Below are 23,290 nucleotides of genomic sequence, written 5' to 3'. Positions count from 1 at the left end.
ATTTCAAATAAGTTATACATTCAAAAATTTTTAAGTCAAGTTAAATGAAAGGCAAAAAATTTGTAATTTTATGATATAATTTTAAACTTTATAAGTTTTTATTTTTCCATAAAAGAAGTAAAATAAAAAAGTAAATGCGAAAAATATAAGGTGGATAATAATGAAATTAGTAATACCAGAAGATTATAAGTCAAATGTTGACCTATATAGGACTCAAGTTTTAATAAAAGAAATAAAAGATTATTTTCAAATCAACCTAGCTAACAACCTAAATTTGAAAAGGGTGTCCGCTCCTCTTTTTGTATCAAAAAAATCAGGTCTTAACGACAACTTAAATGGTGTAGAAAAACCAGTTTCTTTCAATCTTCCAGAGGCTGATAATGAAGAAATGGAAATTGTCCACTCCCTTGCCAAGTGGAAGAGATATGCCCTTATGGAATATAAATTCAAAGTCAATGAAGGTTTATATACAGATATGAATGCCATCAGAGCTAGCGAAGAGCCTGACAATACTCATTCATTTTATGTAGACCAATGGGATTGGGAAAAAATAATAGATAAGGCCGATAGAAACGAAACCTACCTTAAACAAACTGTAGAAACTATCTACAGGACAATGAAAAGCCTTGACGAATATCTTTGTGGCCTTATTCCTACAAGGTCCAAACTTCTAAAAGATCAAATTAGATTTATTACAAGTCAAGAACTCCTTGATATGTATCCTGATAAGGATGCCAAAGAAAGAGAAAGACTTGCAGTAAAAGAATTTGGTTCAATATTCTTATTACAAATAGGCTCTCTCTTGTCAAATGGTGAAAAACACGATGGCAGAGCTCCAGACTATGATGACTGGCTTTTAAATGGTGATATAATTGTCTACAATCCAGTCCTTGATGATGCCCTAGAGCTTTCATCAATGGGTATTAGGGTAAATAGCCATAGGCTAAACGAGCAATTAAAACAATCTGGCAACCTTGACAGATTAAAATACGACTACCACAGGATGCTTTTAGACGATAAGCTCCCACAAACTATTGGTGGTGGTATAGGTCAATCAAGACTTTGTATGTTCTTTTTACAAAAGGCCCACATCGGAGAAGTCCAAGTATCATATTGGCCAGATGACCAAAGAAAAGTCCTTGCCAACAAGGGTATTCAATTATTATAAAAACAAAAAGCGAGGAAATTCCTCGCTTTTTCTTTACTTATTTTATTGTTATTTTGATTACTAAATCAATCTCTCAGAAATTCCTTAATTTCTGCTATAAAAATATCCCCATATTGGATGAGTTTTTTCTCACCAACGCCTTTTACATTTAAAAATTCTTCTTCATTTTTTGGCTTGATTATAGCCATGTCTTTTAAGGATTGGTCAGAAAATATAATAAAAGGTGGGATTTTTCTTAATTTTGATATGTCAAGCCTCACTTTTTTGAGCCTTTCAAATAAAGCTTGATCCCTCTCCTCAATTAAGTTACTAGCTTTATTTTTAACAGATTTTTTAATTTCTGTTTTTCTCGCATAAAACTTGACCTTGGAAAATAAAATATCCTTGGATTTTTCAGTTAGGGTAAGGATGGGATAATCAAGACCAGCTACCTTGATATAACCATCAGCAAGTAAAACCCCAATCAAGTCTTTTATCTCTTCTGCACTTTTATCTTTCATAATTCCGTAGGTGGATACTGTATCAAGGCACTTTTCCTTAGAATTTTTATTTTTTGATCCCTTTAGGCAATCTACAACTGTACTTATCCCATACCTTTGCTCTAGCCTATAGATACAGGATAAGATTTTTTGTGCATCAACAGTCTTATCTTCTTTTATTATATTATCAAGGCAATTTGAACAAAAATCACAATTTCCTTCATAGTATTGCCCAAAATATTCAAGGATAAAAGCTCTTAGGCACCTAGTTGTATTTACATAATTTATTATGGTTTGTAGCTTATCAAGTTGGATTTTCCTGTAGGCCAGGTTTTGACTTTGGTTTATTAGGTGCTTATTTATTATTATATCCTGGGCAGAGTAAAGGAGGATACAAGTAGCTTCTTCGCCATCACGGCCAGCCCTTCCAGCCTCTTGATAGTAGGATTCCATATCTTTTGGCATATTGTAATGGATTACAAAACTTACATTTGACTTGTCAATTCCCATGCCAAAGGCATTTGTAGCTACAACTATGTCTTTTTTATCAAAAATAAAGTCCTCTTGAGATTTTTTTCTTTCAGACTCGCTCAATCCAGCGTGGTATTTGCTCACACTAAATCCCGCAGCTTGCAAGTACCTGTGTAATTTATCTACCCTGTTTCTAGTAGCTGCGTAAATTATCCCAGACTTTCCCTTTTCATTCTCTAGGTAGTCTTTTAAGTATATTAATTTGTCTTTTGGTTTTCTTACTATAAATTTTAGGTTTGGTCTATCAAAACCAGTCACCTTTATATAAGGATTTTTAAGTGATAAATTACTTATAATATCCTCTCTGACTTCCCTTGTAGCTGTGGCTGTGAAGGCTGCTATTTGCAAGTCATTTCCAAGGATTTTATAAAGATTAGCTATCAATTTATATGAGGGTCTAAAGTCATGACCCCATTGGGAAATGCAATGGGCCTCATCAACAGCTACAAAACTTAGTTCTATTTTTCTTAAAAATTCCTTAAAAAAATCATTATCTAGTCTTTCTGGCGAGATATAAAGGAGTTTTATTTTCCCCATCTTAACATCATTTAAGGTTTCTATATAAGATTTATAGTCAAGGCTTGAGTTAAGAAAACAAGCCTTGATCCCATCTTCTCTTAGGGCATCAACTTGGTCTTTCATAAGGCTTATTAATGGAGAGATAACAAGTGTCAGACCATCTTTCATAAGAGCCGGCAGCTGGTAGCAAATAGACTTGCCACCACCTGTTGGCAAAACTCCCAGGACATCTCTTCCCTCAAGGATTTTGCCTATGATTTCCATCTGACCCTCCCTAAAAGAATCATAGCCAAAATATTTTTTTAAGTGTTCTCTTATTTTATCTGTCATATATTTCCTAAAAAAAATAATTAAGTCCTAAGACCTAATTATTTTTTTCCTCTTTAGAATCATTATCCAAATCTTTATTAGAATTTTCTTCAAAATCTGGCTGATCTTCTTCTAATTCTTTTTCTTTATCTTTCGTATTTTCTTTTTCTATCCTATCAACATTTTGCTCTATATCATTGTCTTCGCTTTCTTTAACCTGGCTATCATTGGTGATGTATTCTTCATTTTCAACCTTTGCACCCTCACCTTTGTTAAAGATAATATCTCCTATTTTAGTCCTTAGCTTTATGTTATTTTTTGCCTTGTTATTAGAAAGATAACCATCAGTGATATTCCTATAAGAAATATTTCCAAGCACAAAGTTACCCACTTCTAGGTAAGCATTTACATTATAATTATCAAGGGTATCCTTAGAATTTATTAGGATATCACCTGTAGATGTAGTAAAATCTAGCCTATTACCCAGCTTTGATTCTTTGATAATAATATCACCTGTTGTTGTAGTTAATTTTGTATTTGATAATTCACTTTTATCTAGGATTATTGATCCTGATTCATTTTTGATAGAACCTTGGAAATATCCATTATTAAGGGTAATATTTCCGCTTTTAATCCTTAAATCAAAATTTTTAACCTCTAGGTCATCTATCTTAACATCGCCTGCGGTGATAGTTCCTTTGATTTCTTCAATGCCACCTTCTGATGGGAGGAAGATCCTTACTATCGGAATTTTATCTTTCATGTAAAGTTCCTTACCTAAAACCTTGCTCTTTAGTTTGAGGACACCTCCTTCGAAGCTAACGTCAAGCTTATAGGAGTGATCTTCCCCTCTGAAAAGCTCGGTATATTCTATATAAGGATTAGTATTTGACCTTTGGATTCTAACATCAGATGAGCCTAGGTCAAAGTCAATTGACTTAATCTTGTTTAAATCAACCCTCATTATGCGTGACTGGTTGTAGGAGTTTTCGTCAATCTGGCTAGTTGTAGCTGAATTTTGGATTGAAGCATTTTTCTTTGAGCTTATCTTAAAAATAACAAGAAATATTAAAACCAGTCCAATTACACCAAAAACTATAAGCTTTTTGTTGGCGCCTACTAGGGTTTTTAATAAATTATATTTTTCATTTTCAAAAGATTTCTTATCTTGTTTCTCGATTTTATCTTCAATTAACTCTTCGTCAATTTTTATCTTCTTATCGTCCACTCTTGCCACCACCTAATTTTTCTAAAATTATAAGTCCTGATGTTAAAGAAAATAGCCATCCTCCATAAAAAAGAATCTGATCTGTTTTTATAAAAATCGCAAAAATTCTTTTTAGGAATTCGGAAGTTATTTCTCCTTGTATTAAATATTGTATCACAAAAAGTAAAGTAAATACATTCACAATTGCAATTATTAAGCGAAAAATATTTTTGCTTATTATGAGCCCATTAACCCTAATATAAAAACTAAGTCCAAGAAGAAAGGCAGAAATTACTCCTAGGAGAATTAGCATGTAAGAATCTTTTACAAAGAATACTGAAAAAATACAAAATATTAAAATTATAAGAGCTTTTAACTCTTTTATTATATCTATTACAATCAATATTCCACCTCCCATAAGTATAGGCCAACCGGACTCAAGGCAGGATTTGCCCTCACTTTTGACTCTGGGTCGAAATAGGCCCTAAAATCTTCTAGATTAGTCTTTCTTCTTGCTAGTTCGATTAGGCTTCCAGTCATAATCCTCACTTGGTTATGGAGGAAGGACTCTGCCTTAAAGAAAATTTCTAGCCTATCTTCTTTTCTTTTAAAATAACAATCATCAATACAGCGATTGGTATTAATATTAACTTCCTTATCTTCCTTCATGAAGAGCCTAAAATCGTGGTTTCCCTTTAAAATTTCAAGCCCCTCTTTAAGCCTATCATAATCTAACTTATAAGTTATATTTTCCATATATGACCTATAAATAGGATGGGGATTTTTTTCCTGGTTGATTATGTACTTATAAGTTTTAGACTTGCAGGAAAACCTGGCATGAAAATCAAGTCCAACTTCTCTTGAACAAAGAGCCAAGATATCATCTGGCAAGTGTGGCTGGATATGGTAGGCAAAACCATTTGGGGAAACATTAGAAGCTGTAAGGAAATTTACATAAAAACTTCTGGCATGGACACCCGCATCTGTCCTCCCGCAGGCTATAATCCTATTATCTTCGCCTGTAACCTCGTGAATAGCTTTTTTAAGCTCTTCTTCAACCGTTCTTTGGTCCAGCTGGTACTGATAGCCCTTGAAATCTCTCCCATCAAAACATAATTTAATTAATACATTTTTAATCATATGAAATATAAAACAATTACAATAAAGCAAAAGATTGTAAAACCTATTAGGCAAATCCAATCTGTCCTCGCCATGTAAATCTCGTTTAGCTTAGTTCTTTCTTCGCCTATCATGTAGAGTCTAGCCTCCATAGCTGTTGCTAAGTCTCCCGATCTTTTTAAAGCGTTTATAAAAAGTGGCACTAAAAGAGGAATCATGGAAACAGCCCTGTCTACTATATTGCCTGATTCAAAATCTGCTCCCCTCGCCATCTGAGCCATCTTAATCTTATTTGCCTCATCAAAAAGAGTTGGGATAAATCTCAATGAAATTGAAATCATCATAGCTAGTTCCCCAGCAGGAAAACCAAATTTCTTCAAAGGTGAGAAAAGTTTTTCTAGGCCGTAGGTTAATTCCATTGGGCTTGTGGTATAGGTTAGGACAGATGTTGAAAGGATGATCAAAACTAGCCTTAGAATAGTAAAGGCAGTCCTATAAAGACCTTCTTCTGTGACTGAAAACTTCCATATAGAAAAAATTTCCTTGCCTGGTGTTGTAACTAGGTTAATTACACCTGTTAGAACAATTATAAAAATCAGAGGTTTTAGGGATCTAAATATTGCCTTAGGTGGAATCTTAGATATGGTCAAAACTGCCATCAAAAACACCACAAAGGGAATATAGGTAAGAAAGTCCTTTACAAAGAATATTGTAATTATATATAAGAATACCCCGATAATTTTAACTCTAGGATCTAACTTATGAATAAAACTATCAAAAGGAAGGTACTGACCTATGGTTATATTAGTCATTTTTGCCTCCTAGGTGCTTGTATAATTCTTCAATCGCAGCGTCAACTGTATAGATTTTTTCGTTTATAGCTGGATTTTTTTTCTTGTAGGCTCTCATGAATTTTGTAATCTGTGGCACATCTAGGCCTATGGAATCAAGGTCTACAGATGTGAAAGTATCAAAGGTAGACTTATCTGAATAAACCTTGCCGCCATTCATAACGATGACCCTGTCTACATATTCTGCTACATCTTCCATAGAATGACTAACAAGAACTATCGTTAATTCATCATCTGCTTCGTAGATTTTCATTAATTCTTTAAAAATTTCCTCACGACCTATTGGGTCAAGACCTGCTGTTAATTCGTCAAGAACCAATACCTTTGGATTCATAGACAAAATTCCTGCTACTGCAACTCTTCTTTGTTGACCGCCAGAAATCTCAAAGGGTGATACATCCTTGTAAGTTTCGTAATCAAGACCAACTTTTGCCATAGCAGATTTAACTCTTTCGTGGATTTCTTCTTCCTTTAGTCCCATATTTTTAGGACCAAAGGCAATGTCCTTGGCTATGGTTTCTTCAAATAATTGGTTTTCAGGATATTGGAAAACTAGGCCAACCTTAAATCTGGCTGCCTTTCTCTTGCTCTTTTCCTTAGAATTTATTCCATCAATTATTACATCACCGTTTGTTGGGATTAAAAGACCATTTAAGAGCTGGACAAGGGTTGATTTCCCAGAACCTGTTTGACCGATAAGACCAATTATTTCCCTGCTATTTATTTCTAAGTTTATATCCTTTAGGGCATAAACCTCATTGGGAAGACCCTGGTTGTAGATATAGTCAACATTTTTTATTTCTATTTTCATAAGCTTTCTAAAAACTCCTCGACAGTCAAAGGAAGCCTGTCAAATTTTATTCCCTTTTGGCTAAGTCCATAAGCTACTTCCGTAACTTGAGGCACTGTAAGCCCAAGCTCTTTCATCTTTTTGACTTGGGAAAAAACTTCCCTACTATCTCCTTCAAGAGCTTTCTTGCCCCTATCTAAGACTACAATCTTATCAGCAAGAACAGCTTCTTCCATGTAGTGGGTAATATAGATTATAGTTTTGCCATAGTCCTTGTTTAGGCTTTTGATTAGCTCAATAACATCTTTTCTCCCTTGAGGGTCAAGCATGGCTGTTGGCTCGTCAAAGATAATATAATCTGATAGCATGGCAATTACTCCTGCTATTGACACTCTTTGTTTTTGACCACCAGATAGGTTTGATGGATTTCTGTGCTTAAAGGCAGACATGCCCACTTGCTCAATCGCCTTATCAACCCTCTGTCTTAATTCAGGGTGAGCTACCCTTAAATTTTCTGGACCAAATGCCACCTCTTCTTCGACTGTAGTTGCAACCATCTGGTTATCTGGATTTTGAAAAACCATAGAACATTTTTTTCTAATATCCCATTCGCTACCTTCGCTAGAAGAAGAAATGTCATCAACAAGGATTTCTCCCTTAGTCGGTTTTATTTGGGCATTTAAAAGTTTACCAAGGGTGGATTTTCCAGAACCATTGTGACCTAAAATCGCCACAAATTCTCCCTTGTTTATGTCTATTGATACATCATCAAGGGCAGTCTTGCCCTTGCTACCCTCGTCTATACCGGGATAAGTGTAAGTTACATTTTTTATTTTAATCATTTTTTATCCTAATAACTCATTTTTGGGCTATAATTTGTGCTTGATTCATAAACTACTACTGGTGTGCCATGTGGGGCAAGTTCAAAAAGTTTTGCTGCCATAGCTGGTGGCATATTTATACAACCGTGGCTGCCGTCTGAGAAATAAATTCCTCCACCAAAAGACCATCTCCATGGGGCATCGTGGAAGCCTTCTCCATCCCAACCTATTGGCATCCAATATTTAACTGGGGTTTCATAGTTTGATCCATCAAAACTTTCGCCTCTAAGAGTTTGGTTGGTTTCCTTTGATTGAATAGAACCTACACCTACGTTGGTTGCCCATACAGTTGTATTTGGTAGTCCTGAAACAATAGAAGTTTCTAGGACAACTTCCCCATCCAAGTAAAACCACATATATTGACGAGAAAGGTCAACTTCTACATAGGTATTTCCTAAATCTGTTCCGTCAGCTTCTCTTCTAAAACCAGTTCTTTCATAAACCGGCTCAACATTTCCAGATTTTCTTGTCTTTACTAATTTATAAACCTCATCAACTGTTGCTGGCACATCTAGAATGAAACCATAAACTCCTGGATTGACAGTGATCTTACCAATGCCTGTTGCATTAAAGGTCCTGTCTTTTCCATAAGTGTCTGTTTTTTCCGCAATTTTTTCTACATAAGCTGTTAGCTTATCATGATTTAATTCAAAGCTTCCCTTATCAGTATCAAACATATCAATAAGTTCTTCTCCTTTAAGATTTATATCAAAACCATTAAAGTTAAAACCTATTTTCATATCTTCAATAGTCTTGCCATCCTTTAAAAGAGCTGCTAGTTCTTTTGAATTATCTTTAACTGTTGGATTGATATAATCATCATCTTTAAGGACTATTTCTTCCTCGTGGCTGTATATAGCATCCTTAATTTTTTTTGATAATTTTTTATAGTCAATCCTATTTCCCATTACTTCTGGAATAATTTTAAATGCCCCATTTTCGTACTTTAGTTTTGCATTTTCAGGATCTTTTACATTGGTTAAAATGGCTTGACTCTTGAGATTTTCATCAAGTTTCTTTTCGTCATATTTGATATTGTAATCAAATTTAAAGTCATCGCTAGCAATATTAAAAAAAGCAAGAGGCCATTTGAATGGATTTTGATCAATGGATGCTGATTCTGGTATACTAGCACTATAATCAACTTCCCTAAGGTCAAGGCTTGCCTTTCTATCGTCCCTGCCAATAATGGTAATTGCAAATGGTTCAGAAGGTTTTCTGAGGGCCTCATCTTTTGAGGTGAAAGAAATATCTCTACCATTTAACTTTGTATTCGGTAGGGCTATAAAGCTAAATACTACAGTAACTATTAGATAAAGCGCAATTATTACGAGAAATATAAGGGTTATGACCCTTGATTTCTGTTTATTATTTTCTTCTGTTATAACGTCCTCCTTAATCTGGTTTCTTGCCAAAATATTGGTAGAAATCTACCTTTTGACCACCATTGTATAATTTTCTCTTCTTGGATATTTTTCTCTTAAAAGCCCTATCAAATTTCTCATCCGCTGTTATAAAATAAAGTGACCAGGTGTCGAGCTTTGCCAATTTATAGTTGATTTTTTTATAAATTTCTTTAAGGTCTAAGTCAGATAACCTCATTCCATAAGGTGGGTTTGAAATAAAAATCCCGTAGTCATCTGCTAAGGCCACTGACCCAAAATCTCTTGTGATAAAAGAAATGTCTTCTTCCACTCCGGCATTTATAGCATTTTGTTTGGCTAATTCTATGGCCTTTCCTGATATGTCAGAGCCTAAGATATTTAACTTTTTAGAGTAATCAATTTTTTCCATGGCTTCTTTTTTTGCATCTTTGAAAAATTTTGGATTAATAAAGTTAAACTTGGTAAAATCAAAGTTCCTATCAATCCCTGGAGCAATATTTCGAGCTTTTCTAGCTGCTTCAATGAGTATTGTTCCCGACCCACAAAATCCATCAAATAAAAACCTATCTGGATTGTAAAAAGAAAGGTCAACTAAAGCTACTGCTAGGTTTTCTCTAAGGGGTGCCTTGACGGTACCTTCCCTGTAGCCTCTTTTGTGAAGGCCATCGCCAGATGTATCTATACAAACCTTGGCGATGTTTTTTTCTATCATCACTTCTATCTTTACCCTCTCAGCCGATTTCTCAAAAATGTTCTTTTTATAATAAGTTTTTAACTTATCAATGATGGCCTTTTCACTTATAGACTGGATAGACCTTAGGGAAAATAATTTTGACTTATAGCTTCTTGCATTTACTATAAAATTACTATCTTCATTGAGGATATCCTGCCAAGAGATTTTTTTCACCTTGTCATAGAGTTCTTCAAAATCCATAGCCTTAAAACTAGCAAGTTCTAGGTAGACCCTATCGGCATGTCTTAAATTGATATTTAATTTTGCTAGGTCAGATAAATCGCCTTCTAGGCTGATCAATCCATCACTTACTTGATAGTCTTCGTAGCCCATATCCCTAAGTTGAAACTTAACTAGGCTTTCCAGACCGAAGCTTGTGGTAATTAGTATTTTTTCCATACTGATATTATAACTGATTTTTGACTCTTTTCATCTTTTTTTACAAAGGAAAAGCCACTTTCGTGGCAATTAATTTTCATTAAGAAATTTATAAGACATTTCGTAAAGAATATTCCTATGGTCTTCATTGGTAAAAGAATGATCTGCCCCATCAATCTCAAAATATCTTGCATTTTGATAAGCATCTCTAAGTTTTTCGTTTGAATCTCTAAAGACTAGGCTATCCTCAGTTCCTCTTATAATTTGAACATTTCCTTCATATTTGCTCGCAGAAGCATATATATCTTTTACTATAAAGTCTATGAGGAAATTCATATGGATTTTAACCCCACCTATATCCGCTTCTTTAACCTTTGAAATCAAACTTTCGTAAGGCATATTATTTTCTAGTTTGCTCTTGCCTGTTACTTCACCCTCAAAAACAGTCTTGGCCATAACTTTTAGATAATCCTTATTGTTCATATCACTTGCTGGAGCTAAAAGAACCATAGCCTTTGGCTTTAATTTATAGGCCATAAGGCTTGCTAATACTCCCCCAAGGGAATGGCCTATCCAATATAGCCTATCCTTATCTACATAAAATTTCATCTTTGCAAAGTCATGAATCATCTCAAGCTCTTTTTGTTCACGACTTACAGTCATGTCATAAAAGCTCCCGTCTGATTCTCCAGAACCAGAAAAATCAAACCTAAAGACAACAAAACCTCTTTCTGTGAGGTATTTGGCGTGGTTAAGTCTAAAATTTATACTCCCATTCCTATCTCCACCAAAACCGTGGTAGATAATTACTGCTGGATATTTTTTATTTTCATCAAAGTCGTCAGGGGTGTTTACCACACCCCTCAAAACTATTCCATCTTCCTTTATTATTTGAGAATATATGTATTTCATTAAGCTAAAATCCTTGCCACTTCAATACCACATGCAGAAGCCTGAGATAGGGAGTGAGTCGCTCCCGAACCATCTCCTATGCAGTAGAGTCCCTTTTGTTTCGATTCGAAATTTTCATTTACCTCTATTTCTGAATTGTAAAACTTAACTTCAATTCCATATAAAAGTGTATCATCATTTGCCATACCTGGAGCAATCTTGTCTAATTGATAAATCATCTCGATTATATCATCTAATTGTCTTTTTGGCATTACTAGAGATAAGTCACCTGGAGTAGCATTCATAGTTGGTTTGGTGAAGGATTTTTCCATTCTCCTATCTGAAGAACGACGACCCTTAACCAAGTCCCCAAATCTTTGCATGAGTACTCCACCACCTAACATATTAGAAAGTCTTGCAATTGATTCACCATATTCGTTTGAATCTTTAAATGGTTCGGTAAACCTATTTGTAACTAAAAGTGCAAAATTGGTATTTTGTGATTGAAGTTTTGGATCTGTAAATGAGTGGCCATTTACAGTAAGGATACCGTTGGTATTTTCTGTTACAACGTGGCCGTATGGGTTCATGCAAAATGTCCTCACTATATCGTTATATTGCTTAGTTTGATACATTATTTTAGCCTCATAAACATCATCAGTGATGTGTTTAAAGACTTCGGCTGGCACTTCTATCCTAAGACCAATATCAACCCTATTTCTCTTTGACTCTATACCAAATTTATCACAGACATCGCCTATCCACTTAGACCCAGACCTGCCTGCGGCTAATACTAGGTCACTTGCTGTAAATTCTTCGCCTTTGTTGGTTTTTACTATGTATTTTTCATTTTCGTATTCTACATCTTCTACCATAGTAGAAAATTTAAAATCAACTGTATCCTTGACATACTCATACATTCTGTGAAGGATGATTTTGTTTCTATCTGTTCCAAAATGACGAACCTTAGCATCTAACAAGTGGAGGTCATGGCGGAGGCACTTAGTTTTTAGGTCATTTTTATCTGTGCTATATAACTCTAGGTCGTCACCACCATCAAAACTCATTAATACACTATCAACATATTCCATAAGTTCCATGGCTTTTTTCTCACCAACATAACGGTGAAGGTCGCCACCAAAATTTGTTGTTATATTGTATTTACCATCAGATAGGGTACCAGCACCACCAAAACCGTACATTATATTGCATGGTTTACATCCTATACAATGGTCAACCTTGCCATCTGTAATAGGGCAAGTCCTGTTTTCAACCTTACGACCCCCGTCAATTATAAGAACCTTTTTCTTTGTTTCTAATTTAGTAAGCTCATAAGCAAGAAATGCTCCAGCAGCTCCAGCTCCTACTGCAATAATATCATAGTCTTTCATGATTTCTCCTATCCAATTAATAAAAAATAGCTACGTTTTTCTAATTTAACCTGCTATATTATACAAGTTAAATGCCTAATTTCAAACTATCCTTTACTTTTTGAAAATATATGTTAAAATATATGTAATTTATTGAATCGCTTGTAAGCGCTAAGTAAAATATAGATAAAGATTTACATATATTATCAAAAGAAAGGAAGTCCTATGAAAAAAGCATTCAAAAAAGCTTTCCCTTATACTATACCCGTTATAATTGGTTATATGTTTTTGGGAATAACATATGGCATTATGGTTAGCCAAGCTGGCTTCAATCCGCTTTTTGCTCCATTGATGTCCCTGACTATGTATGCTGGTAGCATGCAATTTGTAATCTTGCCCCTACTGAAATCCGATATTTCTTTTATTGCAATTATTATTCTTACCCTATCGGTAAATTTTAGGATGATGTTTTATGGGGTGAGCTTATTAAAAGAATATAAGACTTCTAGGAGTAAGTTTCTATTTATCCTAACGCTTTCAGACGAAACTTTTGCTCTTGATACTTCAATCAAGGCGCCGGATGATGTAGATAAGTCAGATTTTTTCCTAGCTATTGGTATTATTAACTACCTAGTTTGGACATTCGCTTCCTATCTTGGAGCCCTACTTGGTGCGATGATTAGCTTTAATACAATGGGTATGGACTTTGTCCTTACAGCCTTATTCTTAGTACTCCTAGTTGAGCAGTATTTATCAACTCCAAATCATAAACCACTAAAGCTAGGTCTTGCCCTTTCTATCTTTACCCTCTTAATTTTTAAGCCAGGTAATTTTATGATCCCAGCCCTACTATTAATAGCCCTTAGCCTTTATGGCCTTAGAGAAAGAATCGAGGTGAAAAATGCCTAAGATTTTATTATTAATATTGGCTTCTAGCCTTACAACTTTTTTGATTAGGTCAACCCCATTTTTATTTTTTTCTAAAAAAGAACTCCCAGACCTAATTAAATATTATGGCAAATATCTACCATTTGCCCTAATGCCCCTTCTCGTAGTTTTTGCCCTTAGAAATATTAACCTAATGACCTACCCCTATGGTCTTCCAGAAATAATAGCAAGCGCCTCTGTAATAATCTTACACGCCAAGTTTAAAAAATTATTTCTTTCAATTTCTTTTGGAACTTTTATATATATGGTGCTCATTCAATTAGTTTTTGTCTAAAATAATAGTAAAGTATTAGTACAGAAAAGAATTAATTAATGAGGTTAAAATGAAAAAAGATATCAGTATATCAAACAATAAGGCCGTGATTAACTTTTCAAAGGCCTTTTTTAATGACACAGATGACTTATTAAAAAGCGAAGGATTTTTTGAAGTTATATGCTCTTTCGTTGCCTACCACAAGGAAAGGCAGACAAGAATCTATACCTACTTAGAAAAATTTTTCAGAGCTAGCGATATAGAAATACTTGCTGGAGAAATAAGAGATATAACCAAAATCCTAACAGTAATGAGTCTTGATGAAATCTCTGATAAGATTAACAAGTACCACGACTTGAATAAGGAAAGGGATGCCCTAACAAGAATAGTTGAAGACATCTACGACTATTGGAGAAAACTTGAAAGATATTCTATCATCGAGCAGTCTGACTATGACAGAGGCCTAGAAGTAGAAAACTTCCTAAGCTCTAACATCAGATTTAAGGATTTAATCCTAGATGTCTATAGAAAAGCAGAAGTTTCTGTTACAGGCAAATTACCTAAGGTATTTAGACAAGTACCAGCAGGAGCAAATGCATCAATGATTGTAAAAAATTTTGCAATTGATTATCCAGAAGAATTAAGGTTTTTAAATGAAATACCTTTTATAACCAAGGTAATGATTGAAACTCCTTACATAACCTACACCAAGTCCAACAAGAGGGACGGGTTCTTTGAGGAAGTTTATGAAAATCCAATAGAAAATTTAGATGTAGATACAGATGAGTTTTTGTGTTATCCTGCAAAAGTTGGTGACAACCTAATTTATATCTACTTCCACCAAGATCTAATCACCCACGGTATTTCTGCATCAAACTTGTTTGACCTAGCAGACGAAGAAGAAATTCAAAACAAAAGGCCAGATGCGATTTACCTATTCGGTGGTGAAAATTCTAAAGATCAAAATGTATTTTACGAAAATAAAAATGGCCTTCTAATCGGTTATGTAAACTACACAGACAAGAAGGACTACTTTGGATATTTAAAGAAAATGTGCCTAACCCTTTCTAATATCATATCCATGAAAAAATCCTACCTCCCAATCCACGGAGCTGGAGTAAATGTTGTTTTACAAAATGGAAAAACTGCTAATGTAGTTATCCTAGGCGACTCTGGAGCTGGAAAGAGTGAATCAATCGAAGCTTTCAGAACCCTTGCCAAGGACTACATCAAGGATATGACAGTAATCTTTGATGACATGGGCACTTTTAGACTCAAAGATGATAAGGTTATGGCCTACGGTACAGAAATTGGTGCCTTTGTTAGACTTGATGACCTAGATGCTGGCTATGCCTTTAAGCAAATAGATAGGTCAATCTTTATGAACCCAGATAAGGTAAATGCAAGGTTGATAATGCCAGTTGCTGACTATGCTACCATAATGGAAGGCTACGAAGTTGACTTCTTCCTCTATGCAAATAACTATGATAAGCTAAAGAAGGGCGAAAATTCAATTTCAATCCTTGATGATAAAGAAGAAGCTATCAAGGTCTTTAAAAGAGGAGCTAGATTTGCCAAGGGTACAACTACAGAAACAGGTCTTGTAGAATCCTACTTTGCAAATCCTTTTGGCCCTTACCAAAAACAAGAAACCTGTGACAAACTAATAGAAACCTACTTTAGTAAGCTTTATGAAAACAATAAAAAAGTGGGACTCATCAGAACCCAACTTGGGGTAGCTGGCATGGAAACAGACGGCCCTCTAAAATCAGCTAAGGAACTTTTTGAAATAATCAAGGCCCTATAAATAGGAAAAAATCATCACCTTACTTGAATAAGGCGATGATTTTTTTATTTAAGGTTAAAACCTAGTCAATTTTATATCAAGGTTTTAAAGAGTATTCTACTTTCCTCCTTCTTTGCCTTGCCTTTATTTTTGAACCTTAGCTTCTATAGTGGCCTTGTAATTTATTAGCTCGCCTGTTTCTGTTTCTACATATTGTTCAAAGTTGATTTTTACAGTATCGCTCACATTGTTTAGGGCGTAGGCTTCTTGGGCCCCCACGGTTTTTGCTCCTATTGGTGTTTCTTGTGCGTATTTTAAGTCTTCAACTGCCGAATATGTTTCAGCCATCTCTCCCTTATCATCAATTACAGAAGATGGGAAGAGATATAAATCTTGAATTTTATTGTCAAATCCTATATTTTCATAGGAGTAGTCGACACATATGACTTCTGCTGGGTCCTTGTCTATAAATTCATTTCTTCCTTCAAGGACCTTTACTGAGTTTACAACAAGCTTCCACTGGCCATCCACGACCCATTCCTCGCCTTCTTTAACCTTGGCGATATTAGCATCTGAGCTTTCGTCTTCAGTAGAATTTTCTTCTTCATTTTGACTTTCTTTTTCTTCTAGCTTTGTTTCTTCTTTTGCTTTCTCATCAACTTTTTTATCGCCACAGGCAACCAAAGATGCTAGAGCGATACTTGCTACAAATACTTTTTTAATTTTCATAATATCTCCTTATCCCCTTCCCATTATTGATAGGACCTTTGCGTGGAGTGGTCCTGAGAATGAATATTCTACGACTGTTTTATCCCAATCTAAAATCTTATTTGCATCTATTATCTCTGGGTTAAGACCAGTTATTTGGCCATTTTTATCTAAACTTACAAGGCTTTCTATTTCCTTATCCCTGTAGGCGATTTTGATTTTCACACTTGGAGTGTCTTTTTCTTGGCTCTGGCAAATAAGGACGGTTGACCTTTGGCAAATACTATCAAGAAAGTCATTATCTTTTTCGGTGACCTTGCCATCATTACCCTTATCAACAGACCTTAGACTTACTACTGCATTCTCCCATTTTGGTACAACTAGGTAAAAGTCATTACCAGTTAAAAATGCACTATTATCATCATAAGGATCTCTCTGGCCTTCTAAGATCAGTCTTGGGTCTTTATAGTCTGCAAAGCAAGCTTGCCAGGCAAATAGTTTGCTCATTACATTAGGTAGAGTATCTTCTGCATTGGCCCTGCCCATATAGATTATAAAGGCACTTACATTTTTATCATCTGGGTCTATTCCAAGCCTTGTAGCCATCCTTACAAAGTCATCTGAGTATTGGTTGTTTTTATAATCAGGTCTAGCTAGGGTTTGGATTTCTATTGCTTCCCCTATGCCTGCATCTGAATAGATTTTGCTAAAAAACATTAGTCTACCTACTTCATTTACATAAAATATATTAGAATTATCTTGCCACAAGTCTTTGATGGCAAAACCTTCTTTATTTCCCATGTCATACTGGTAGGAAGGATTTGATAAATAACTGTCATAATGGTCAATTATGTGCCTATAGTAGTCCGCTAGGCTTTTTTCCATTAAGTCTAATTTCTGGTCAGGACTAATAGCAAAATAGGATAAGAGCTCATCATCTGTAAGACGCTTGCCATCTTTAATTGAAAAATTATAGGCCCTATATACTTGAAAACCTGAGTCAATATTATTGTAGAGATGGATGAAAACACTTAGGATTTCTTCGTCTTGGTAGGTTGAAAACTCTGCATGAACAAAGGGTTCATCGCTATCTTTAGAATAATCGTCCGCATCCTTGTACATGGTTTTTAACTCTTCAAGGTCCTTTTCTATTTCCTCATTGGCTTGGTCCGCATCCTTTGAATCCAGCAAAATTTTTGGTAGGTGGATACCAAAGCGGAGACCCTTGGCCTTTTCCATTTGTTTTTCATCTACAAAATCCTTAAAGACTTTCCTATCTTCTACTAGGGTTGACTTACTACCTGCCTTTGCTCCTTCTAGGGCCTGAGCCTTTATTGGTTTTCTTTTAAAATTTATTTCTTTTACTAATTTTAAATCTTCATTGCTTTCTTCCTTGGCTAGGGTTTTTTCTTTAGGATTTTCATTTTCATCTTCAGATTTTTCTGCCAAATCCTTTGCTTTTTCTTCCCCTTCTTCTTCGCTTATCTTTGTAGGTTCTTCGTCAAGCTTTTCTTTACCACAGCCTACTAAAGCCAAGGCTAGAAAAATAAGAAGAACTTTTTGCCTTTTGCCTATCATAAACCCCCTCCTTACTTAAATTTGATCTTATCTCCCTTGATTTCACAGCTATTTTCTCCATCAATACAAGAGTTTTTAAGGCCGTATTCATGCCTTATAAATTCATCATGGCTTATAAGATTAGTCACTTCGTGTTTGTTTTCAACCTCATAGGAGTGCCTTGCATCCTGGTTCCTATATTTACTGTAGACATTAAAATAATATATGAAGCCAGCAACTAAGAGTAACCAGAAAAAGTTTCTGGAATCTTGAAACTTTGTATCATCAAATATATCAAAAGCTGCAACGAACCATAGGACAAGGGCTATTAAGAAGCTTATAACTTCCACAAGGACTGATGCCATAAAAAGTTTTTTGAAATTTATAGGCACTGATCCCATGGTTTCCTTAGTCCTTGCATTTACTGCAACATAGTGTAAAACGTGTTTATCGCCCTTATTTTCCATATAGGAGTAAAGCCAAACCGGCAAATAGGAAGCCTTCCAAGAATCTCCTTTTACAATAAATTCTTCTTCTTCCCAGTTAACTCCTCTGTCATATTCTTCGATGGTATCTTTGATGGCAAATCTAGCCACATCTGAGCCCCACACGTCTGTAATTTTTTTAAGGTCAGATACATTGGTATCTCTCTTTTCGGATGTATAGCCTTTTAGGTAGTTGGCATTGTATTTTACACAATTTTCTGTATCAAAAGGCATGATTGAATTTATGATATTTGTTGTCTTTTCCTTTGAAGAATAGTCAAGTTTATCCAAACTTGATTCTATTGATAAATCATCAATGCTTATGTCAAAGTCCCTGCCTACCCTGTAAAGATCAGCATCATAAATGGTTTTTTCATGATCACCATCTTTTACTGTCCTAGTATCGGTTAAGATTTCTCCCTTGCCACTAAGTTTCATATGGCCGTTTATATCAACAAGCATATATGGAAAATACACCCCACATATATTTTCGGCATTAAATTCCTTAATAAATTGTGGATGAGCAAAGGTCTTTCTTTGACCAACAAAGTTTTCAATCTCTTCTTTTGCTTCATTCTTAGTCACAGAAAATGGCAAAATTACGTCAGGTACAGCTCCATTAGCAATTTTAGAATTTATTGAAAGGGTATTTCTGCACCAATGACACCTGGCTTGGGTAGAAGTTGCTGTATCGATAACTACCTCAGCCCCACAACTTTCACATTTTAAGGTTATAATATCATCAGCATTTGAATCTATATCTGCCGCTCCTGTCCCTAGATAATTTCCTTGTAAACTAGAAATATCAGCATCTTCTTCCGCAAGTTCTGGGTCAAATTCATGCCTGCAGAAATTGCACCTAAGCTTGCCAGTTTTGGTATTTGTAGAAATATCAGTAGAACCACACTTTGGACACTTAACCTGGCCATCTTTTACTTGGTCTGTATCTTTAATAATGTTTATGTTTTCATTATTATCTATTTCGCCTACCATAGCCTCCTCCTTAGAGTCCTAAAAGATCAGATTTAACCTTATCAAATTCTTCCTGGCTAATAACTCCTGCATCTAAAAGTTTTTTCATTTGGATTAATTTTTCTGTTGGATCGACTTGTGCGTTATTTGACGCTTGTTGGTTTTGTTGATTTTGGTTTGGAATATTTTGTCCTACTCCAAAATTAGGTTGGTAAGAATTTGTTCCCTCTGGCTGGTTAAGTCCACCTGCCATAGATCCTGCAGCATTCATTCCCATGCCCATAAAAGCCATTCCTGCACCACCGCCATTTTCTCCTGCAGCTTGCATACCCCTAGCAACTGATTGTTGGAAGAATGAATTTCCACGATTTCCAGAAAGAGCATCCGCTTTTTTGACATCTGATAATAATTTTTTTGTATCTTCGTCATATTCGATAGCAAGGATTGCTGTTTTTATAATTTCAAGTCCCCTATCTGTCTTCCATTGGTAGGCATCCTCAACAGCCTTGGTTAGGGACTTAGCAAAACCAATTTGATCACCCTGGATTTTGCTCATCCTATTTCCCCTTGAAGGGTCATTTGTATAATTAGAAAAAGCCGCGGATAGACTGCCTACAACTTCGTTAAAGAGTTGTTCACCTATCTCATTATCCATATCACCAAAGTCAAAAATAGGTGCATCCGCAATTAAGTATTTTTGAGGAAGGAAATTTTTGACAAATAATAGGGGATCAACAATCTTTATTGTGTAAGTTCCCCTGGTTACAGCCCCTACTTGGGTTCCAAAATAGGCATCATCCCAATAGATATCACTTTGGGTGCCAAAGCGATTGTTTGGAATTTCTTTTAGGTTGACATAGAAAGCAAGTTGTTCAGCTCCTGGTTGGCCGCCAAACTTAATCTTTTCCCAAGTTGACTGAATTAGCGAACCCATGACTCCATCACCTACGAAAATTGACTGAGAATTTGTTTCGTCACTTGAATATATAAATCCACCGGCTTCTGCAACTATGCCAGTAATCATCCCATTTTCGATGGTAATGAGAGCTGTGCCTTCTGGCACGATTATCTTAGACCCATTAGAAATAATATTTTCACTTGAACTGGTGTTTGAGCCTCTTCCTTGATTAGTTCCTTGGCTTACTGCTGGAAAAATTCCTGCTGTAGCAGAAATTCCTGGCATAGGTTTGTAAAAATCTAGCCATTGGTCTGCAAAACTTCCTCCGAGTGCTCCTGTAAATGCTTTTATAAATCCCATATTTACCTCCTAATTTTTATCTTGGATTTAAGTAAAATATTTTTTTACCCTTATTCTTAGTTTTATTAAATCACATTAAATTAATAAAATAAATAGACCAGAGGTCAATCTTTGGCTAAATTTACAAAGATAGACCTTTGGTCTATATAAAAAAAACTATAAAAAAGCACCTCCCTATTGCTAGCATAATTACTAAAATAAGGAAGTGGTTTATAACTTTCTTTTATTCTATTTTTTCATTGACCTGGTCATTTTCTTCATTAACATTTCCTATTATCTGATCAACCATTCCACAGCCCTTAATAAGGTCAAGGTAAAGAAGTAATTCACCCCTAGATGATACATTAAGTTTTTTATAAATTTTCAAAATGTGGTGTTTGGCAGTGCTCTTGCTAATGTAGAGTATTTCAGGGAGTTGGCCTACGTCATAACCCTTTATCAAAAGAACTAAAACATTTAACTCAGCGGGAGTTAGGCTTGAAGTTGCTTCAATAAATTTCTCGAACTTGTATTCTAGATAAGGAGGTAGCCCCTTGATAGACCTATCTTTAATTTTCTCCCTAACATTTTCCAAAAACTTATTTATCTCGTAAAAACCAGAGTCTAAAATATCTTGCCTGTAGTCTTCGTCTAAGATTTTCTCCTGGTTTTCTATTAGGGAAAGTCCATCTGTAATTGGGCTTATGTACCTTCTAGTAAAATTCCAGCTAATGACTATGGCAAAAAATAAAAATAAGACAACAGAAATTGCAATATTGGATATATTTTTAAAAATATCCCTATTATATTCATCAAGAGGAATCATAGAAATAATTAAGGACTCATCCCCGTTTTCTATTAGGGAAACTTCTCTCAATAAACCTATGTATTTGGATTTTGAGCCTACAAACTCCTTTAAGTCCCTACCATGATCTTTAATTTCTAAAATATCATCTGGAAGAAAATAATATCCCTCCTGGGTCCCGCTGCTAAGGGCCTTTTCGGTATCTATTTTACTATCTGCTACTGGCAAAAATACAGAACTTAACCTCTTCATCTTGGATGGTTGGGCAATTTTTTCCTTAAAATACATTTCTTCTACTTCAAAGCCACAGACTCCATAAAGCTTGCCATCCCTACTCACAATAGGAAGGCTTATTAACATGACCTTTTCACTTGTTCCAGGTAGGGTAAATACTTTGGTCATCCTATAAGAATCATAAATAGACTTATTTACATTTTTAGCAAGGAGAACGTAGGCAGGTAGATTTGCTAAATCATATTCTAACTTCCACTTCCTATGGGGCATTGCCGAGTGTTTTTTAGCCACCTCTGCATCTCCCCTATATACAGTAACAGACGATTCCTTCAAGCTCCTAGAATCAAGTTTTAAATACAAACCAGACCTAGAATCTTTTGCCCCCTTATTTTTAGAATTAACAGTAGTATTGAACAAGACAAAGGCTCCTGATGTATCTGCGTAAAACATGGAGCTTTTCAGGTTCTCGAATATCCTATCCTGTATTTTACTAAGGAGTTTTTGATTATCTCTTAAATCTTCAAAAGAAATTTTTTCCTCATCCAAAATCTCTTCTAGGATGTCACTTGTATCTTGGGATAAGTGCATGGCAGAAATAGCTGACTTATCAAAATAACCCTTTATTTCCTTATCCAGCATAGATACTTGGATATCAAGGCTCTTTACATAATCTTTTCTGACATTTTTGTATTGGTCAAATAAAACCAAAGCCAAAACTATGAAAAATAGCAAAAGCCCAGCAAAAATAATCATATAGATAAAAAGCTTTCTATACATTGAATTTTTTTGATATTTCTTATTTATATCAAACAAGGGCTGCTCCTAAAATTATCCTATCAGCTTTTCCCAGCATTCTTTTATCAGACTATTAACATCTTCGCCACTTTTATATCTTTCTTCAAAGGATTTTTGATTAGCCCTAAGCCAATCATAAAAATTTAACACCTTATTATAATCATAAGATTCACCTATAAATTTATAATCATCTTGCATCTTTGAAAGGCTATTATAAAGTTCTTTATAGTCCTTATTTTCAAAATTCATAGATGAGATTTTTTTATAATAATCAGATTTTACTGGCATGTAGCCAGTTTGTGTAGCAAAATCTAGGTTTCTTTCGCTTTCTGTAAGCCACTTAGTAAATATAGCACAAGCCTTAGACTTATCCTCACTTGTCTTATAGGCACAAAGTCCTGTCCCTGCTAGGGTGTCAAATTTATTTTCATTTTTATTTACTGGCAAAGGCAAGACCTTAAGGTCCATATCCTCAGATGTATTATCTGGATAGGTTACAATATCGTTATAATACAAAACAGCAGCAGATGAACTGATTCCTGCCGGGACCTCTCCTGTCATCATCTGGGTATTGGCATAAAGATCTGACACAATGATATGGCCCTTTACCAAGGAGGTCATAAATTTATCAAATTCCTTTTTAAATTCCATGTTATTTTTATCATACCAACCATGGTCGTTATGGAGTTTGGCATTTGGATTTGTTGAAAGATTGGCCAGTTCAATTTCCCTTAAAATGTAGTCCATGGCACAAAAAGCCTTGCCATCTGACCAGTCATAAAATTTCTCAGCCGCATCAAAAAATCCATCCCAAGTTAATAAATCTTCATAATCAAGGCCTGTATCTTTAGAAAACCTAGCAAACATAGACCCATTTATATAAAGCATGTGGGTTGATT

21 protein-coding genes are annotated in these 23,290 nt (G+C 35.1%); 4 read left to right on the top strand and 17 right to left on the bottom strand.

The window, feature by feature from the left end:
- Positions 1 to 160 precede the first annotated feature (160 nt).
- A complete protein-coding gene (gene asnA / locus RQ893_RS00580) occupies positions 161 to 1,168 on the top strand; it encodes an aspartate--ammonia ligase (protein WP_311481115.1) in 1,008 nt (335 codons plus the stop codon).
- Between the two features lie 65 nt (positions 1,169 to 1,233).
- Here asnA and recQ read toward each other — a convergent pair whose 3' ends face one another.
- From recQ to RQ893_RS00525, 11 genes are all read right to left on the bottom strand, one after another.
- Positions 1,234 to 3,027: a DNA helicase RecQ gene (recQ, locus tag RQ893_RS00575; RefSeq protein WP_311481114.1), complete on the bottom strand. Its 1,794-nt coding sequence runs from the start codon at positions 3,025 to 3,027 to the stop codon at positions 1,234 to 1,236.
- Between the two features lie 34 nt (positions 3,028 to 3,061).
- On the bottom strand, positions 3,062 to 4,234 hold the full coding sequence (locus RQ893_RS00570; RefSeq protein WP_311481113.1) for a DUF4097 family beta strand repeat-containing protein: 1,173 nt from the start codon (positions 4,232 to 4,234) through the stop codon (positions 3,062 to 3,064).
- Positions 4,224 to 4,616 carry a hypothetical protein gene (locus RQ893_RS00565; protein ID WP_311481112.1) on the bottom strand — a complete coding sequence of 131 codons (393 nt, stop codon included), beginning with the start codon at positions 4,614 to 4,616 and terminating at the stop codon, positions 4,224 to 4,226. The genes RQ893_RS00570 and RQ893_RS00565 overlap by 11 nt, the downstream gene beginning before the upstream one ends.
- The gene (truA, locus tag RQ893_RS00560; protein ID WP_311481111.1) at positions 4,613 to 5,353 is read right to left on the bottom strand and encodes a tRNA pseudouridine(38-40) synthase TruA; all 741 of its coding nucleotides are present in this window, start codon (positions 5,351 to 5,353) and stop codon (positions 4,613 to 4,615) included. The genes RQ893_RS00565 and truA overlap by 4 nt, the downstream gene beginning before the upstream one ends.
- Positions 5,350 to 6,144 (bottom strand): energy-coupling factor transporter transmembrane component T, encoded by a 795-nt coding sequence (locus RQ893_RS00555; RefSeq protein WP_311481110.1) that lies wholly within the window; start codon positions 6,142 to 6,144, stop codon positions 5,350 to 5,352. The genes truA and RQ893_RS00555 overlap by 4 nt, the downstream gene beginning before the upstream one ends.
- Entirely contained in the window at positions 6,137 to 6,994 is an 858-nt protein-coding gene (locus tag RQ893_RS00550; RefSeq protein WP_311481109.1) for an energy-coupling factor transporter ATPase, read from the bottom strand. Before RQ893_RS00550 ends, RQ893_RS00555 begins: the two co-directional genes overlap by 8 nt.
- On the bottom strand, positions 6,991 to 7,815 hold the full coding sequence (locus RQ893_RS00545) for an energy-coupling factor transporter ATPase (protein ID WP_311481108.1): 825 nt from the start codon (positions 7,813 to 7,815) through the stop codon (positions 6,991 to 6,993). The genes RQ893_RS00550 and RQ893_RS00545 overlap by 4 nt, the downstream gene beginning before the upstream one ends.
- Positions 7,816 to 7,823: 8 nt before the next feature.
- A complete protein-coding gene (locus RQ893_RS00540; RefSeq protein ID WP_311481107.1) occupies positions 7,824 to 9,269 on the bottom strand; it encodes a peptidoglycan binding domain-containing protein in 1,446 nt (481 codons plus the stop codon).
- Entirely contained in the window at positions 9,250 to 10,371 is a 1,122-nt protein-coding gene (locus RQ893_RS00535; protein ID WP_311481106.1) for a class I SAM-dependent RNA methyltransferase, read from the bottom strand. Before RQ893_RS00535 ends, RQ893_RS00540 begins: the two co-directional genes overlap by 20 nt.
- Before the next feature lie 69 nt (positions 10,372 to 10,440).
- Entirely contained in the window at positions 10,441 to 11,262 is an 822-nt protein-coding gene (locus RQ893_RS00530; protein ID WP_311481105.1) for an alpha/beta fold hydrolase, read from the bottom strand.
- Positions 11,262 to 12,632 carry an NAD(P)/FAD-dependent oxidoreductase gene (locus RQ893_RS00525; RefSeq protein WP_311481104.1) on the bottom strand — a complete coding sequence of 457 codons (1,371 nt, stop codon included), beginning with the start codon at positions 12,630 to 12,632 and terminating at the stop codon, positions 11,262 to 11,264. The genes RQ893_RS00530 and RQ893_RS00525 overlap by 1 nt, the downstream gene beginning before the upstream one ends.
- Before the next feature lie 204 nt (positions 12,633 to 12,836).
- Here RQ893_RS00525 and RQ893_RS00520 point away from each other — a divergent pair, with 204 nt between their 5' ends.
- The 3 genes from RQ893_RS00520 to RQ893_RS00510 are packed head-to-tail and all read left to right on the top strand — an operon-like array spanning position 12,837 to position 15,619.
- Positions 12,837 to 13,520: an AzlC family ABC transporter permease gene (locus RQ893_RS00520; protein ID WP_311481103.1), complete on the top strand. Its 684-nt coding sequence runs from the start codon at positions 12,837 to 12,839 to the stop codon at positions 13,518 to 13,520.
- Positions 13,513 to 13,833, top strand: a complete 321-nt coding sequence (locus tag RQ893_RS00515; RefSeq protein ID WP_311481102.1) for an AzlD domain-containing protein — start codon at positions 13,513 to 13,515, stop codon at positions 13,831 to 13,833. Before RQ893_RS00520 ends, RQ893_RS00515 begins: the two co-directional genes overlap by 8 nt.
- Positions 13,834 to 13,882: 49 nt before the next feature.
- On the top strand, positions 13,883 to 15,619 hold the full coding sequence (locus tag RQ893_RS00510) for a phosphoenolpyruvate carboxykinase (protein WP_311481101.1): 1,737 nt from the start codon (positions 13,883 to 13,885) through the stop codon (positions 15,617 to 15,619).
- A gap of 123 nt (positions 15,620 to 15,742) precedes the next feature.
- Here RQ893_RS00510 and RQ893_RS00505 read toward each other — a convergent pair whose 3' ends face one another.
- The 6 genes from RQ893_RS00505 to RQ893_RS00480 all read right to left on the bottom strand — a co-directional run.
- Complete coding sequence (locus RQ893_RS00505) at positions 15,743 to 16,327, bottom strand: hypothetical protein (protein WP_311481100.1); 585 nt, start codon at positions 16,325 to 16,327, stop codon at positions 15,743 to 15,745.
- A gap of 9 nt (positions 16,328 to 16,336) precedes the next feature.
- Complete coding sequence (locus tag RQ893_RS00500; protein WP_311481099.1) at positions 16,337 to 17,884, bottom strand: hypothetical protein; 1,548 nt, start codon at positions 17,882 to 17,884, stop codon at positions 16,337 to 16,339.
- Positions 17,885 to 17,895: 11 nt separating this feature from the next.
- Positions 17,896 to 19,341 (bottom strand): TFIIB-type zinc ribbon-containing protein, encoded by a 1,446-nt coding sequence (locus tag RQ893_RS00495; protein WP_311481098.1) that lies wholly within the window; start codon positions 19,339 to 19,341, stop codon positions 17,896 to 17,898.
- A gap of 10 nt (positions 19,342 to 19,351) precedes the next feature.
- Positions 19,352 to 20,578 carry an SPFH domain-containing protein gene (locus RQ893_RS00490; RefSeq protein ID WP_311481097.1) on the bottom strand — a complete coding sequence of 409 codons (1,227 nt, stop codon included), beginning with the start codon at positions 20,576 to 20,578 and terminating at the stop codon, positions 19,352 to 19,354.
- Between the two features lie 223 nt (positions 20,579 to 20,801).
- Positions 20,802 to 22,409, bottom strand: a complete 1,608-nt coding sequence (locus RQ893_RS00485) for a helix-turn-helix transcriptional regulator (protein ID WP_311481096.1) — start codon at positions 22,407 to 22,409, stop codon at positions 20,802 to 20,804.
- 15 nt (positions 22,410 to 22,424) lie between these two features.
- On the bottom strand, positions 22,425 to 23,290 hold an 866-nt coding region (locus tag RQ893_RS00480), incomplete at its 5' end, for an extracellular solute-binding protein (protein ID WP_311481095.1).

Source organism: uncultured Anaerococcus sp., assembly GCF_963510915.1.
Classification (GTDB): Bacteria; Bacillota; Clostridia; order Tissierellales; family Peptoniphilaceae; genus Anaerococcus.
This window is presented reverse-complemented; position numbering and strand designations above follow the sequence as displayed.

What these genes read in the sequence shown, in the direction of transcription:
- truA (WP_311481111.1), bottom strand. Translation starts at nt 5,353, where the DNA reads ATGATTAAAAATGTATTAATTAAATTATGTTTTGATGGGAGAGATTTC.
- RQ893_RS00500 (WP_311481099.1), bottom strand. Translation starts at nt 17,884, where the DNA reads ATGATAGGCAAAAGGCAAAAAGTTCTTCTTATTTTTCTAGCCTTGGCT.
- RQ893_RS00550 (WP_311481109.1), bottom strand. Translation starts at nt 6,994, where the DNA reads ATGAAAATAGAAATAAAAAATGTTGACTATATCTACAACCAGGGTCTT.
- RQ893_RS00525 (WP_311481104.1), bottom strand. Translation starts at nt 12,632, where the DNA reads ATGAAAGACTATGATATTATTGCAGTAGGAGCTGGAGCTGCTGGAGCA.
- RQ893_RS00495 (WP_311481098.1), bottom strand. Translation starts at nt 19,341, where the DNA reads ATGGTAGGCGAAATAGATAATAATGAAAACATAAACATTATTAAAGAT.
- RQ893_RS00555 (WP_311481110.1), bottom strand. Translation starts at nt 6,144, where the DNA reads ATGACTAATATAACCATAGGTCAGTACCTTCCTTTTGATAGTTTTATT.
- RQ893_RS00545 (WP_311481108.1), bottom strand. Translation starts at nt 7,815, where the DNA reads ATGATTAAAATAAAAAATGTAACTTACACTTATCCCGGTATAGACGAG.
- asnA (WP_311481115.1), top strand. Translation starts at nt 161, where the DNA reads ATGAAATTAGTAATACCAGAAGATTATAAGTCAAATGTTGACCTATAT.
- recQ (WP_311481114.1), bottom strand. Translation starts at nt 3,027, where the DNA reads ATGACAGATAAAATAAGAGAACACTTAAAAAAATATTTTGGCTATGAT.
- RQ893_RS00520 (WP_311481103.1), top strand. Translation starts at nt 12,837, where the DNA reads ATGAAAAAAGCATTCAAAAAAGCTTTCCCTTATACTATACCCGTTATA.
- RQ893_RS00505 (WP_311481100.1), bottom strand. Translation starts at nt 16,327, where the DNA reads ATGAAAATTAAAAAAGTATTTGTAGCAAGTATCGCTCTAGCATCTTTG.
- RQ893_RS00530 (WP_311481105.1), bottom strand. Translation starts at nt 11,262, where the DNA reads ATGAAATACATATATTCTCAAATAATAAAGGAAGATGGAATAGTTTTG.
- RQ893_RS00490 (WP_311481097.1), bottom strand. Translation starts at nt 20,578, where the DNA reads ATGGGATTTATAAAAGCATTTACAGGAGCACTCGGAGGAAGTTTTGCA.
- RQ893_RS00515 (WP_311481102.1), top strand. Translation starts at nt 13,513, where the DNA reads ATGCCTAAGATTTTATTATTAATATTGGCTTCTAGCCTTACAACTTTT.
- RQ893_RS00535 (WP_311481106.1), bottom strand. Translation starts at nt 10,371, where the DNA reads ATGGAAAAAATACTAATTACCACAAGCTTCGGTCTGGAAAGCCTAGTT.
- RQ893_RS00510 (WP_311481101.1), top strand. Translation starts at nt 13,883, where the DNA reads ATGAAAAAAGATATCAGTATATCAAACAATAAGGCCGTGATTAACTTT.